We start from the raw sequence: 12,201 nt of genomic DNA, 5'->3' as shown, positions 1-12,201 counted from the left end.
CCGCCGGAGGTCTGGGCGAAGGCCGGGGCACTGGGCTGCGGTCGCTGGTACGGCTGGGGGGCGCCGTAGCCGGGGACCGGCGGCTGGGGGGAGGCGTACGCCGGCGCGGGCTGCGCGGGGATGTACGCCGTGGCGGGGCCGGCGGAGGGAGCGCTGCTCGGGCCGGGGCCCAGGGCGAGGCGGGCGGGCGGCAGCGCGGGGAGGTTGCTGCCGGCACTCTCGTACCCGTTGCCGTAGCGGTTCTCGTGGGACGGGCCGAGGCCGGATCCGTAACCGGACGACAGCGCCGGCGGCAGGGCGGCCGGCACGTTGATGGGCGCGATCTGGGGGACGCCGCGCTCAGCCACGAGGCTGTCGTAGATCGGCGTGCCGGAGGAGAAGGACGGAGAGGGGTAGCCGACTCCGTCGTAGGAGCGGGGCGAGGTCATGGGGCATACGGTAAGCCCACAACGCGCCTGCTGAGGAGAGCGGGAGGGGGAGCAGTTCGAGTGTTTACACAGTCTTCGCTCGCACAAAGGTTTCGAAAGTGGGAAAGCCGGACATACCGGCGTCTGGTTCCGGACAGTCCTGGCGCCCCGTCAGTGACCGAACAGCGGTCGGACGGAGCCTCCGGAAGACCTTGTGGCGAACGGCCGGTGGCCGGTTGGGGGCCCTGCGGGGAAACTTTTTCCGGATGGGCGTGCGCGGGCGCATTCGAGCTCCTGCCGAGGGGGCGGCGGGCGCTCGTGAATGTTTCGGGAATAAAGTTCCCGTCAGCTCCTCGGGCGTTCGTTTCAGGCCCGCGACCTGCACTGTCGGCCCGGGGCCGGCGATCAGTGCGACTGGAGCGCCTGGGCCTGAGCGGGCACGCCCGGCCTGCGGACCTCGGAGGTGCAGAAGGAGCACCGGGTCGCGGCGGCCGGGATGGAGCTCAGGCACTCCGGGCAGTCGATCTTCGCGGCCGGCTCGGGCTTGGCCGATTGGAAGCGGTCCTGGAGCTTGCCGACCGGCAGCACCACGGCGAAGTAGATGACGGCGGCGGTCAGCACGAAGCCGATGACCGCGTTGACGAAGACGCCGTACGGGAACCGGGTGCCGGCCACCTCGAAGGTCTTCTGGGTGAAGTCGCCGACGGCACCGGACGCGACGCCGACCAGCGGGGTGAGGAAGGCGCTGACGAACCCGGTGACGACGGAGGTGAAGGCCGCGCCGATCACGATGCCGACCGCGAGGTCCACCACGTTTCCGCGCAGCAGGAAGCTGCGGAATCCCTTGAACACCGGGTGACTCCAAATCCGTACGGGGAAGGGGAGGTGGGGCGGCACGGCGGGTGCCGCCCCGGCTGGACATCCTGCCGAGCAGCCCGGGCCCAGGTCCAACCGCGTTCACCCGAACCGGGTAACCGCTGCAGGTCCCGGAGTCCACCGGCCCGTCGGGGCGGGGCGCTCCGCATACCGGCCTTCCGGCGGTCGAACAGCCCGTGTGACTCGACGGTGTGACGTCGCATCTGACACCGGCAGGAGCCGATCCGGGGCGGCGCCGACCCGGCGCGACGGGGTGGACCGGAGCGCGGCAGGGGGCGAGACGGGGCGCACGGAGGTCGTATCCGGCGCACGACGGCGGCCCTGTGGAGCACAACGGGTGTACAAGTGCGGGCGGATGGGCCACCATCAGGTTGCGCGAAGGGGATGTACCGGGCGGAGCACTGTGCCAAGGTCGGTCCATGCCCGACCATTTGTCGGCCGATCCGGCCGGAAACCGTCCGCGTGTCCTGCATCTGATCAGCGACTCACGCCGTGGCGGCGCACAGAACTTCGCCCGTGACCTCCACCGGGAACTGAACCGCCGGGGGCAGCCCTCCGCGCTGTGCGCCCTCTCCCCGCATCCGGCCGTCCACTCCGGGCCCGCCGAGGCCGGACCGGATTCCGCAGGCCCGGGCGCCGAGTCCGCGGGCGCCGACTCCGACTCCGACTCCGAGTCCGTGGGTCGGGGCGCCGCCGGTTGCTCCGCCGTCTCCGGGCTGCGCTCCGCCGCCGTGCTGGGCCCCGGGCGGCTGCACCCGAGCACGCTGCGGGCGTTGCGCTCTGCCGCGCGCTCCGCCGACGTGGTGCTCGCACACGGCTCGGACACCCTGGCCGCCTGCGCCCTCGCCCTGGCCGGGACCGGTACGCCCTTCGTCTACGTCTCGGTCGGCCACCCGCGCTACTGGACCGCCAACCGGCTGCGCCGGGTGCGCGGCGGCGCGCTGATGCACCGCGCGGCCGCCGTCACCACTCTCACCGACGAGGCGCGCGACGTCCTGGAGGCGCAGTTCCGGCTGCCCGAGGGCAAGGTGCACGTGATCCCCAACTCCCGCGCGGCCGAGAGCTATCCGCCCGCCGACGGCCGGGACGACCGGCGCGCGGCGCGGCACGCGCTGGGCCTTCCGGCCGACGTGCTGCTGGTTGCCTGGATCGGGGCGATAGCTCCGGAGAAGCGGCTCGACCTCGCCCTCGACGTGCTCGACCGGCTACCCGACGTCCGGCTCGCCGTCGCCGGGGACGGGCCACTGCGCGAGACGCTGGCCCGCCACCCGGCCGCCGCCCGCGCCCATTTCCTCGGCCCGCTGCCCGACCCGGTCCCGCTCTACCGCGCCGCCGACGCACTGCTGCTGACCAGCGACAGCGAGGGGGTGCCCGGTGCGCTGATCGAGGCGGCACTGGCCGGGGTGCCCGCGGTGGCCACCGACGTCGGCTGGGTGCGCGAGGTGGTCCGGGACGGTGCGACCGGTGCGCTGGTCGCCCCGGGGGACCCGCTCGCCCTCGCCGAGGCACTGGGCAAGGTGCTCGCGGTCAACCGGGCGGGCCTCGGTGCGGCGGCCCGGGCGCACGCGCTGGAGCACTTCGAACTGGGTGCCGTCGTGGACGCCTGGCAGCAACTGGTCGCGGAGGTCTGGACGGCGGGCGCGGAGGGCGCCCGCTGACCGCATCGACCCCGTCGGGGGTCGGCTCCGTCCACGGCGAGGCCCGGCTGCGCCGTCCGGGCGAATCCGGTACGGCCCGGGCCTGAGCAACCGGCCGGTAACGGGCCGCCACCAGCACACTGCCCGGTGTGAACTCGAAGTCGCTGCTGCGGTCCACCGTCCTGCTCGCCGTCGCCGTCGCCGTCGGGATCTCCGCGTCCCCCGTCCAGGCCGGTGCGACGACCCACCAAGTCACCTCCGGGGGCGTCCAGTTCGTCAAGCTCGACCACCCGCAACCGGTGCGCGAGAGCGCCCTGACCGAGGCAGTCGAGTTCTTCTGGTACGACTGTGTCCACTCCCAGGCGCTCGAACAGCCACTGCAGGCCTGGGCGGAGAAGCACCGCGCCGATGTCGCGCTGCGCCGCGTCCCGGCCGTCTGGCCCGGCAGTCGGGACGAGGCCGTGCAGCGTGCCCACGCCCGGCTGTACTACACGCTGGAGCAGCTCGGCCTGGTCGACCGCCTCCAGGCCGGCGCCTTCCGGGCCGTGCACGACGAGCGGCTCGACGTCACCACCGAGGCCACCGCCACCGACTGGGCCGTGCGCCAGGGCGTCGACGGCCAGGCGTTCGGCCGGACGTACCGTTCCGCCGTGGTGAACCAGTCGGTCGACGAGGCCGCCGCCGCCTTCACCCGCTACGGCATCAACGAGCTGCCGACGGTCGTGATCCAGGGTGAGTACCGCACCTCGCCGACCCGGGCCGGTGGGGTCGAGGCGATGCCCGAGGTGCTCGACCGCCTGGTGCAGCAGGAGCGGGAACACAGCCGCTGAGCCTGCGCTCCCGGCCCGCGCGGTGACAGCGGATCAACCAACTCGCTCATGTGCCCTGCCCGGCAGGTGGCTTGGCCGTTCCAGCCATTCCAGCCGTTTCTTCCACTGCGGCTGCTTCAGGCGCTTCAGTCGCGGCGCAGCAGGTACGTGACGAAGCCGAGCGTCCCGCGGTAGCCGTGCAGCCACGCGGTGCGGTGCCGGTCCGCGGCCTCCCGGGCGGCTGCCGCGTCCGGGTGGTCCGGGTGGTCCAGCACCCACTCGGCCGGCGAGCCCGTCCAGGAGAACTCGTAGTCGTCCCACTCCTGTTCGGTGCTGACGTGCCCGAACACCGGTGTCCAGCCGTCCGCGAGGACCCGGTCGGTGGTCGTCGCCAGATCCGCGAAGTCCTCCCGGACCGCACCCAGCCCGTCCAGCGCCGCCTGCGACGGCTCGCGCTGCCAGAACCCCTCGCCGACCAGCAACCGGCCGCCGGGGGCCAGCAGTTCCCGGGCAGCGGCGAGCGTCGGCAGCAGACCGTCGAAGGCGTGGGTGGCGCCGACGCACAGCACCAGCTCGAAGGGCTCCTTCGCGGTGAAGTCCCGTGCGTCCAGGTGGTGCAGGCCGATCCGGCGGACCACGCCGAGTGCGGTCGCGGTCTCCCGGGCCCGGGTCAGCGCCGCCGCGTCCAGGTCCACGCCCACCGCCTGCCAGTCCGGGCGGGCAGCCAGCGTCCGGAGCAGCCAGGCGCCCTCACCGCAACCGAGGTCAAGGGCCCGGCCCCGTTCCGTCCCGGCGGTGGCGCGGTCCAGCAGCCGGGCCACCGACTCGTCCGCCAGGGGGGCCGCGATCGGGTGGTGGGCATGGGCGAGGCGGGAGATCTGCTGACGGTCCATCCGAGCAGTATGGATCGGGGCGGACCGCCGTGCAGGGGGTTTCTCAGGCCCGGGAGTAGGTGCGTCCCTTCCACGCCGCGCCCCGGCCGCGCCAGTGCTGCACCGCCGAGTCCACCGTCATCAGCAGGTACAGCCCCGCGGTGAACGGCAGCAGCAGCACGGCCGCGGCCGGCTGCCCGTAGTACCGGACCATCGGCAGGTACGTGCCCGCCATCAGCGCCCACGCCGCCCCGCCCGCGGCCGCCACCGCCGGCACCCCTGCCGCCAGCCCGGCCACCGTCGCCAACGGCGGGACCAGGTACACCAGCCCCAGCCCCAGCACCGTCCCGGACAGCAGCAGCGGCGAGTGCCTGAGCTGGGCGTACGCGCTGCGCGACACCATCCGCCACAGCTGCTCCAGCCGTGGGTACGGGCGCACGCTGTCCACGTCGCCGGCCAGGCCCAGCCAGGTCCGGCCGCCGGTGGACTTCACCGCCCGGGCCAGCGACACGTCGTCGATCACCGCACCGCGGATCGCCGCCACCCCGCCCGCCCGCTCCAGCGCCTCGCGCCGCACCAGCGAGCAGCCGCCGGCCGCGGCCGCCGTCCGGGTACCCGGGCGGTTGCTCCGGCGGAACGGGTACAGCTGGGCGAAGAAGTACACGAAGGCCGGCACGATCAGCCGCTCCCAGCCGGTCTCCACCCGTAGGCGGGCCATCTGTGACACCAGGTCCAGCCCGTTGCTCTCGGCGGCGGCCACCAGCTCGGCCAGCGAGTCCGGGCCGTGCGCGATGTCGGCGTCCGTCAGCAGCAGGTACTCGACGTCCGGCCCGGCCAGCGCCACGCCGTGCCGCAGCGCCCACAGCTTGCCGGTCCAGCCCGGCGGCAACGGGGGAGGGGTGGTGACGGTCAGCTCCAGCCCGTCGATCGTCCGCAGCTCCGCCGCCAGCGTGCCGGTGCCGTCCGAACTGTGGTCGTCCACCAGGATCACCCGGGCCCGCCCCGGGTACTTCTGCGCGAGCAGCGTCGGCAGGCTCACCGGGAGCACCGAGGCCTCGTCCCGGGCCGGCACCACGATCGCCGCCTGCGGCCAGCGGACCGGCGGACGACGCGGCGGCAGCCGCACGTCGGTGCGCCAGAACGAGCCGTGGCAGCACGCCAGCCAGAGCCAGACCAGCAGGGAGAACGCGGCGATCCACAGCAGGACGGTCACCCCGGCAGTCTGCCGCAGAACCGGGCCGGGCGGGCGGATCGACTAAAGTCTTGACCCGTGAAGATCGCACTGATGGACTCCGGAATCGGCCTGCTGGCCGCCGCTGCCGCTCTTCGGAAGCTGCGCCCGGACGTGGATCTGGTGCTCTCCTCCAACCCGGTTTCGATGCCGTGGGGGCCCCGTACGCCGGAAGAGGTCACCGAGCTGGCCCTCGGCTGCTGCCGGGCCGCCGCCGCGCTCGAACCCGACGCGCTGGTGATCGCCTGCAACACCGCCTCCGTGCACGCGCTCGCCACCCTGCGGGCCGAGCTGGAGCCCGGGCTGCCGGTGATCGGCACCGTCCCGGCGATCAAGCCCGCCGCAGCGCAGGGCGGCCGGGTCGCCATCTGGGCCACCCCGGCCACCACCGGCAGCGCCTACCAGCGCGGGCTGATCCACGATTTCGGGGGTTCGGCGGACGTCACCGAGGTCGCCTGCCCGGGCCTCGCGGACGCGGTCGAGCACGGCGACGACGAGGCCATCACGGCCGCCATCGCCGACGCCGCCGCCCGGACACCGGCCGGCACCGACGTCGTCGTGCTCGGCTGCACCCACTACGAACTCGTCGAAGACCGCATCCGCGCCGCCGTCGCTCCGACCGCCTCCCCGGCGCTCACCCTGTACGGCTCCGCCGACGCCGTCGCCGCCCAGGCCCTGCGCCGCGTCGCCGACCCCACCCGGACCGGCACCGGCACCCTGACCGTCCTCCACGCCGGCGCCCCCGCCGACCTCCCCCCGACCGCAGCCCTCTACCCCCAGGGCAGCATCCTCGCCACCCTCATCGGCTGACACGGGCAGAAGTCGACAGATCGACCTTCCGGCAACGTGCTGGAGGTCGGCTCGGCCGACTTCCAGCACCGCCCCCGGCGCCATCTCTGCGGAGCCCGCCCCCCGAAAGCTGCTGGCCGCCCGACTGGCCCTGCCACGCCAGCACAGGAAGTCGGCCCGGCCGACTTCTCGCGTCGAGCGGCGTTGCCAAGAGGCGTATCTACTCGTGTAGAGTTTGCTGGAACTCGGTGGATTCGACTTTTCGTTCGAGAAGGCTATGGGTGTTGGTCCGGCATTCCTGGCGCCCGTAGAGCTTCGGCCGAGCGTACGAGAAGTCGACCTGATCGACTTCTCATACGGTGGCGATGGGCTGGAGATTTGCCGGCCGTACCTCCTGGCTTGATTACGGCGCACCAGAAGTCGACCACACCGACTTCTGGTGCGGGGCCGGCTCGATGGCCGGTCGCTTTCGGGCCCTGTCCGGCCGGCGCGGGAAATCGGCCGGCAGGTCTGTGCGAGCGAGGGGCGTCAAGGGGGAATCCACGTGCGCAGGAGTCTGACAGGCGCCACGCGGTTGCGTGGGAAGTCGGTCCAGCCGACTTTCCACGCAACCGCGGAGGCGCCGCCCGCGCTACGCGACGGCCTGGCGGCGCCAGCGGCGGTAGGCCGGTTCGAGGCCGGAGAGGATGGTGTCGAAGCGGCGGGTGCTGGTGGTGGAGTCGACCTGGAGGCGGCTGATCTGGAGGGGATGGGAGGGGAGTCGGGGGCCCAGGCGGTGGTCGGAGAGGAAGCCGAGACGGTAGCCGAGCTCCTGCAGGACGGTTTCAGCGCGGACGTCGTGGCCGCCGTCCGGGTAGGCGAAGGCGATCGGTGGTTCGCCCAGCCACCGGGTGAGGGCTTCGTGGGCGCCGGTGATCTCTGAGCGCACGGTGTCGTCGTCGCAACGCCCGAGGCATGGGTGCCCCTGGGTGTGGTTGCCGATGGCGACGCCCCCGCCCCGCAGGGCGAGGAGGTCGCCCGGGGTCAGCTGCTCCTGCCGGGGCGGCCGGCGGTCGGCGCTGACCCGGAGCTCGTGCAGGCTGCGCCGGCGGTCCGGGTCCGGCATGGCCTTGAGCCGTCGGAGCAACTGGGACGGGTGTCCGCAGTCGAGTGAGCGGGCCCGGCCCCCGTGCCGGGCGAGGAAGTCGGCCTCGTGCCACCAGAACGGCCGCTCGGTGCCGATGAGCTCCGAGATGACGAACGCGGTGGCCGGAATGCCCCGGGCGTCGAGGGCCGGCAGGGCGTGGGTGAGCACGCTCCGGTCGGCGTCGTCGAAGGTGACCAGGACGCTCCGGGGCGGCAGCGGCCGCCGCTCGGTCACGGCTTGGAGGACCGCGTCGAGCGAGACGGGTGTGGCGAGCCGCTGGAGCCGGTCGAGCTGGGCGCCGAAGGAGCGGTGGTCGGTCACCCCGTGGTACGCGAGCACGGCGAGCCGCTGGGCGGCCAGGGCCCGGAACAGCGGCTGGACGGGGGCGAACCGCAGCCATTCGCCCCGAGCGTCCTGCTGTTCCGTATCGACGGCCGCCCGGTGACGGCCCCCGCCGTCCCGGTGCGTGCCCTGGCGGTGCTCGCCGTGCCGGCGCTCGCCGTGAAGAAGCTCGTTGTGCAGATGCTCGCCGTGCAGGCGGTCGGTGGGCCGGCCGGTGTCGTGCCGGTCCGCAGCACATCCGACGGGCGGAGGCAGGGCGCGCACACCGGGTGCCGGCCGGGCGCGGGCCATGGAGGTCGATGTACTGGACTGGGACTGCGGCACGGTTCCCCCTCGTTCGCCGAGCGGCGTGGCGGTACCGCCGGAGGACGGAGCCCGGCCTCCGACTCCAGGGGCGGAGGCTCCGTCCCTGGATATTCCTGTTCTCGGTGGGGGGTTCACACCCGCCCCTCGAACGGCTCCTGGATCACTCAATGCCATTGAGACCGCTGCACCGGTCGGATGGTTGTACCGGGGGGACGAGGATTTTTCGTGGACTGATTGTGGAGCCGGAATGCCCGCGCGGACGTCTCGGACACACTTCGGGGCGGCGTCGGGGAGCCCCTGACCAGCCGGATCCGCCGGTTGCGCAGGGTGTTCCCGTCTTCACTCCCCGCAGGTGCCGCCGGCGCCGCCCCGGGGTACCTTGGGCTCATGGCAGATGCGGACCGTGACCCCCTCGACCTTCACGGGGCCTCCCGGATGGCCCGTGCGTGCAGCGGCGGAGCCCTGGTCACCCACCAGCTCCCGCTGGCGGCGGTGGGCGTGGCCTGCCTGGCGCTCGGCATCGTCGTGGCCGTGTTCGTTCCGGACAGTGACGGGCCGGCCTGGGCGATGGCGGTGGCCGGCTGTCTGGCAGCGGGCGTCCTGCTGCTCGGCCGGATCGCCTTCGGCGTGATCCGCGACCGGCGCCGCGCCGCGCTCTGACGGCTCCCCGGCCGGCGCGCCGGCCGTACGGTCGGCGGGTTTCGTCCGGACGATGCCCCCACCCGTTACGCCGATCGCTCTCGGCATTCCGAAACGGCAGATCGAGCGAAATTGGTCAGACCGACTGAATATCGTCCAGTCGGACAATCTTGGGTCCCCTTCTTTCACCATTCCCGGACGAGGGTTCCATCCCGCCTCTACTGTGAATGCGTTCTTCCGGCTCGAAGCGCCGCGGAGGGGGAGCGATGGGCGGCAGACCGGATCGTGCCGTGGCCACCTCATGAGACGCGGTGGCGACCTCGCCGTCGCCGTCCTGGCCGCGATCGTCGCACTGCCCCTGGCCCTACTGATCGCCGCGCTGCTCCGCTGCACCACCGGCGGCCCGGTCCTCCAGCGGAAGACCCGGACCGGCCGGCACGGCCGCGAGTTCCAGGTCCTGCGCTTCCGGGCCGGCGGCGACGGCCGGCTCACCGCCCTGCTGCGCCGCACCGGCCTGGACGAGCTGCCACGCCTGTGGAACGTGGCGCGCGGCGAGATGGGGGTGATCGGACCCCGGCCGGCCAGCCCCGACCAGGTGGTGCGCTACTCCCGCCGTGAGCGCGGCCGGCTCGCGGTGCGGCCGGGCCTCACCGGCTGGGCCCAGCTGCACGCCCTGAGCCGCGGCCGGACGTCCCGCCCGCTCAGCCGTCCCGAGTGGGCCGAGCTCGACCTCTGGTACGTCGAGCACCGCTCGCTCGGGCTCGACCTGCACATCCTCGGGCTCACCGTGCTCGCCCTGCTGCGCCCCGACCTGCTGCGCCCCGACACCGGCCGGACGCGCCAGGTCGGCCCGTAGCCGCCCCGATAGGCTGCGGGCCATGGCCATTCCCCCCTTCCTCGCCGAACTCCGCGCCGTCGTGGGCACCCGTCCGCTCTGGCTGAGCGCCGTCGTCGCCGTCGTGCTGGACGACCACGACCGGGTGCTGCTCGCCCGCCGGGCCGACGACGGCCGATGGGCGCCGGTCGGAGGCATTCTCGACCCCGGCGAGCAGCCCGCCGACGGCGTGGTGCGCGAGTGCGAGGAGGAGACCGGGGTGGTGGTCGTGCCCGAGCTGCTCGCCTCCGTCACGGTCTCGCCGCAGGTCACGTACCCGAACGGCGATGTGACGCAGTACCTGGTGCTGACCTTCCGCTGCCGCGCGGTCGGCGGCGAGGCGCGGGTGAACGACGACGAGTCGCTGGAGGTCGGCTGGTTCGGGCTGGACGAGTTGCCGCCGATGATCGAGAGCGAGCACGAGCGGCTGCGCCACGCGCTGGAGTGCGAGGGCCCGGCGGTCTTCACCTGGGAGGGCAAGGAGCGCCCCTGAGCCCGCCCACCGCGCCCACCGCGCCGGCTGCGGGCCCCCGGGCTCCCCAGGGCCCCGTTCGAGCGGGGTCAGCCCTTGTGCTGCCGGTAGGCCTCCTCCGCCGCGTCCAGCACCGCGGCCAGGTCCCCGCCCGCCGTGGCGGTCGCGGTGGCGGCCACCGCGCCCTCGACGAACGGGGCGTTGGCGAACCGGACCGGGAACGGCAGCCCGTGCTCGTCCGCGTCGGACAGCAGGGTGCGGACGGTGGTGACCGCCCCGCCCAGGTCGGCGAGCACCACCACGCCGTGGCCCTGGTCCACCTGGCGGGTCGCGGCGGCCACCAGGACGGCGCTGATGCCCGGTCCGTCCGACGGGTCGCCGCCGGTCGCCGCGACCGGCGCGGGGGAGTCGGATCCGGTCAACGCGAGCGCGAGGGAACGTGCGGCGGTGGCCAGTTCCTGGCTGTGCGAGACCAGGACGATCCCGACCCGCCCGTGCGTGGCGGGCCGGGCGGGCGTCGGCCGGGGAAACGAGGTGGGCGAGGGAGGCGTACGGGGCGCTGGGGGGTGGGCCGAGGGTGCGTCGGAGATGGGGATGACGTCGGCGCGGGTGCCGTCCCGGCGGCTCATCGGCTGCTCCCTTGAGCGGATCGGTGGGTGGATCGTTCGGGCAAAGCGGTCGGGCGGAGCGGAGCAGTCGAGCAGCGCGGCGGCCCGGTCCGCGCGGGGCCGCCGAGGGCTCCCGGACGGCCGGCGGGCTCGTCCTTCCGGTCCTTCCGGGCCGGGGAGGCACCGGGGAGGCGTCCTGGCAGCACTCTGGCAGCTGCCCGCCGCCCCCGCCGGTCGGGACACGCCTCAACCCTTCCTCCGGCGGTGTCCGTCCCCACCTGGAGGAGTCCTCGTCAACCCGCTGACCGGGGCCGGGCGGTGTGGCTAGGCTGGCCCCGGAATGCCGTCGGGAGGAGATCGGTCAGTGGGATCCAACAGCGGGACGGACGCGGAGGTCGGCGGGGCACAGCCGGCGCTGGCGCCGAACGGGAAGCCCAGGGTGGACTTCACCGGAGCAGAGTGGCTGTGCAGCAGCCAGGGCGTCGGGGACGTGCAGATCGCCTTCGTGGACGGCTACATCGGGATGCGGGACGGCCGCCAGGAGGACGGGCCGGTCCTGGTCTTCACGCCGGGCGAGTGGCGGGCCTTCGTGCTCGGCGCCCGGGACGGCGAGTTCGACCTCACCTGAGGCCCGAGCCGAGGCTTGCCGGGCCGCACATCACGGAGCGGGCCCCGATCGACGGGGTCCGCTCCGCAGACGATCTTTCGGGTCCGAACATCACAAGTGATGATCCATTGAGCGTGCCCCGTCAGAATTTCTGTTGACTGTTAGACAAACGCAGCTCAGAGTATGAGCACGGGCAGACGCCGTGCCCACCGCCCCCACGCGGCCAGACACGGCGCCTGCTGTGCGGCCCGGCAGTACTGCCAGGCCATCCTCCCAGTCATCCCCTGCGCACCGGGGTGCGTCGGCCGGTCCCGGCCCCGCGAGGGGCCGGCAGTCGCCGGGAGGCTGGCGCCGAAGCCGAGAGCGACTCGGACGACGGCACCGATGCTCGGGACCCGCACGCCCCCACGCGGCGGTGTCCCGAGCAGATCCACGGGAGCGACGGGCCGGGGCCCCGCGGATCTGGCTTGTGATGCATGGAACTGTTGGCTTGTGTGTTTGTGCTGTGTGCGACGACGAAGCTGGGTGCTCGGCAGTTCGGCACGACAAGTGCACAGTGAGGGAAACGCGTGTAGGGCCGCGTTGCGACATGCCGTCCCCCCGGAG

12 protein-coding genes and 1 pseudogene are annotated in these 12,201 nt (G+C 73.6%); 7 read left to right on the top strand and 6 right to left on the bottom strand.

Annotation, left to right across the window (positions count from 1 at the left end; all coding sequences use genetic code 11):
* Window positions 1-47 precede the first annotated feature (47 nt).
* A pseudogene (locus AB0O11_RS29520) lies at window positions 48-428 on the bottom strand (DUF6643 family protein); the annotation flags it as partial.
* 384 nt (window positions 429-812) lie between these two features.
* Complete coding sequence (mscL, locus tag AB0O11_RS29515; protein WP_363392973.1) at window positions 813-1,259, bottom strand: large conductance mechanosensitive channel protein MscL; 447 nt, start codon at window positions 1,257-1,259, stop codon at window positions 813-815.
* A 443-nt stretch (window positions 1,260-1,702) separates the two neighbouring features.
* On the opposite strand from mscL, the gene AB0O11_RS29510 reads away from it, so the two are divergent.
* Entirely contained in the window at window positions 1,703-2,941 is a 1,239-nt protein-coding gene (locus AB0O11_RS29510) for a glycosyltransferase family 4 protein (RefSeq protein ID WP_363392970.1), read from the top strand.
* 128 nt (window positions 2,942-3,069) lie between these two features.
* Window positions 3,070-3,750, top strand: a complete 681-nt coding sequence (locus AB0O11_RS29505; RefSeq protein ID WP_363392967.1) for a thiol:disulfide interchange protein DsbA/DsbL — start codon at window positions 3,070-3,072, stop codon at window positions 3,748-3,750.
* Window positions 3,751-3,875: 125 nt separating this feature from the next.
* Here the strand turns inward: AB0O11_RS29505 and AB0O11_RS29500 are convergent, their stop codons facing one another.
* Together AB0O11_RS29500 and AB0O11_RS29495 are read right to left on the bottom strand one after the other, a co-directional pair.
* Window positions 3,876-4,622 carry a class I SAM-dependent methyltransferase gene (locus tag AB0O11_RS29500; protein WP_363392964.1) on the bottom strand — a complete coding sequence of 249 codons (747 nt, stop codon included), beginning with the start codon at window positions 4,620-4,622 and terminating at the stop codon, window positions 3,876-3,878.
* Window positions 4,623-4,665: 43 nt separating this feature from the next.
* The gene (locus tag AB0O11_RS29495) at window positions 4,666-5,814 is read right to left on the bottom strand and encodes a glycosyltransferase (protein ID WP_363392961.1); all 1,149 of its coding nucleotides are present in this window, start codon (window positions 5,812-5,814) and stop codon (window positions 4,666-4,668) included.
* A gap of 57 nt (window positions 5,815-5,871) precedes the next feature.
* Here AB0O11_RS29495 and AB0O11_RS29490 point away from each other — a divergent pair, with 57 nt between their 5' ends.
* Window positions 5,872-6,642: an aspartate/glutamate racemase family protein gene (locus AB0O11_RS29490; RefSeq protein WP_363392958.1), complete on the top strand. Its 771-nt coding sequence runs from the start codon at window positions 5,872-5,874 to the stop codon at window positions 6,640-6,642.
* A 610-nt stretch (window positions 6,643-7,252) separates the two neighbouring features.
* On the opposite strand, the gene AB0O11_RS29485 is transcribed toward AB0O11_RS29490, so the two are convergent.
* Window positions 7,253-8,380, bottom strand: a complete 1,128-nt coding sequence (locus AB0O11_RS29485; protein ID WP_363392955.1) for a polysaccharide deacetylase family protein — start codon at window positions 8,378-8,380, stop codon at window positions 7,253-7,255.
* 402 nt (window positions 8,381-8,782) lie between these two features.
* On the opposite strand from AB0O11_RS29485, the gene AB0O11_RS29480 reads away from it, so the two are divergent.
* From AB0O11_RS29480 to AB0O11_RS29470, 3 genes are all read left to right on the top strand, one after another.
* On the top strand, window positions 8,783-9,055 hold the full coding sequence (locus AB0O11_RS29480; RefSeq protein ID WP_363392952.1) for a hypothetical protein: 273 nt from the start codon (window positions 8,783-8,785) through the stop codon (window positions 9,053-9,055).
* Window positions 9,056-9,335: 280 nt separating this feature from the next.
* Window positions 9,336-9,890, top strand: a complete 555-nt coding sequence (locus tag AB0O11_RS29475; RefSeq protein WP_363392949.1) for a sugar transferase — start codon at window positions 9,336-9,338, stop codon at window positions 9,888-9,890.
* Between the two features lie 22 nt (window positions 9,891-9,912).
* Window positions 9,913-10,401 (top strand): NUDIX domain-containing protein, encoded by a 489-nt coding sequence (locus AB0O11_RS29470; protein WP_363392947.1) that lies wholly within the window; start codon window positions 9,913-9,915, stop codon window positions 10,399-10,401.
* A gap of 68 nt (window positions 10,402-10,469) precedes the next feature.
* Here AB0O11_RS29470 and AB0O11_RS29465 read toward each other — a convergent pair whose 3' ends face one another.
* Complete coding sequence (locus AB0O11_RS29465) at window positions 10,470-11,009, bottom strand: PTS fructose transporter subunit IIA (RefSeq protein WP_363392944.1); 540 nt, start codon at window positions 11,007-11,009, stop codon at window positions 10,470-10,472.
* A 394-nt stretch (window positions 11,010-11,403) separates the two neighbouring features.
* On the opposite strand from AB0O11_RS29465, the gene AB0O11_RS29460 reads away from it, so the two are divergent.
* Window positions 11,404-11,616, top strand: coding sequence for a DUF397 domain-containing protein (locus AB0O11_RS29460; protein WP_181970881.1), 213 nt, complete (start codon window positions 11,404-11,406; stop codon window positions 11,614-11,616).
* Window positions 11,617-12,201 lie beyond the last annotated feature (585 nt).

Source organism: Kitasatospora sp. NPDC093102, assembly GCF_040683915.1.
Lineage (GTDB): Bacteria > Actinomycetota > Actinomycetes > Streptomycetales > Streptomycetaceae > Kitasatospora.
This window is presented reverse-complemented; position numbering and strand designations above follow the sequence as displayed.

Coding starts and splice junctions, on each gene's coding strand:
- AB0O11_RS29485 (WP_363392955.1), bottom strand. CDS start 8,380: ATGGCCCGCGCCCGGCCGGCACCCGGTGTGCGCGCCCTGCCTCCGCCC.
- AB0O11_RS29480 (WP_363392952.1), top strand. CDS start 8,783: ATGGCAGATGCGGACCGTGACCCCCTCGACCTTCACGGGGCCTCCCGG.
- AB0O11_RS29500 (WP_363392964.1), bottom strand. CDS start 4,622: ATGGACCGTCAGCAGATCTCCCGCCTCGCCCATGCCCACCACCCGATC.
- AB0O11_RS29510 (WP_363392970.1), top strand. CDS start 1,703: ATGCCCGACCATTTGTCGGCCGATCCGGCCGGAAACCGTCCGCGTGTC.
- AB0O11_RS29465 (WP_363392944.1), bottom strand. CDS start 11,009: ATGAGCCGCCGGGACGGCACCCGCGCCGACGTCATCCCCATCTCCGAC.
- AB0O11_RS29470 (WP_363392947.1), top strand. CDS start 9,913: ATGGCCATTCCCCCCTTCCTCGCCGAACTCCGCGCCGTCGTGGGCACC.
- AB0O11_RS29475 (WP_363392949.1), top strand. CDS start 9,336: ATGAGACGCGGTGGCGACCTCGCCGTCGCCGTCCTGGCCGCGATCGTC.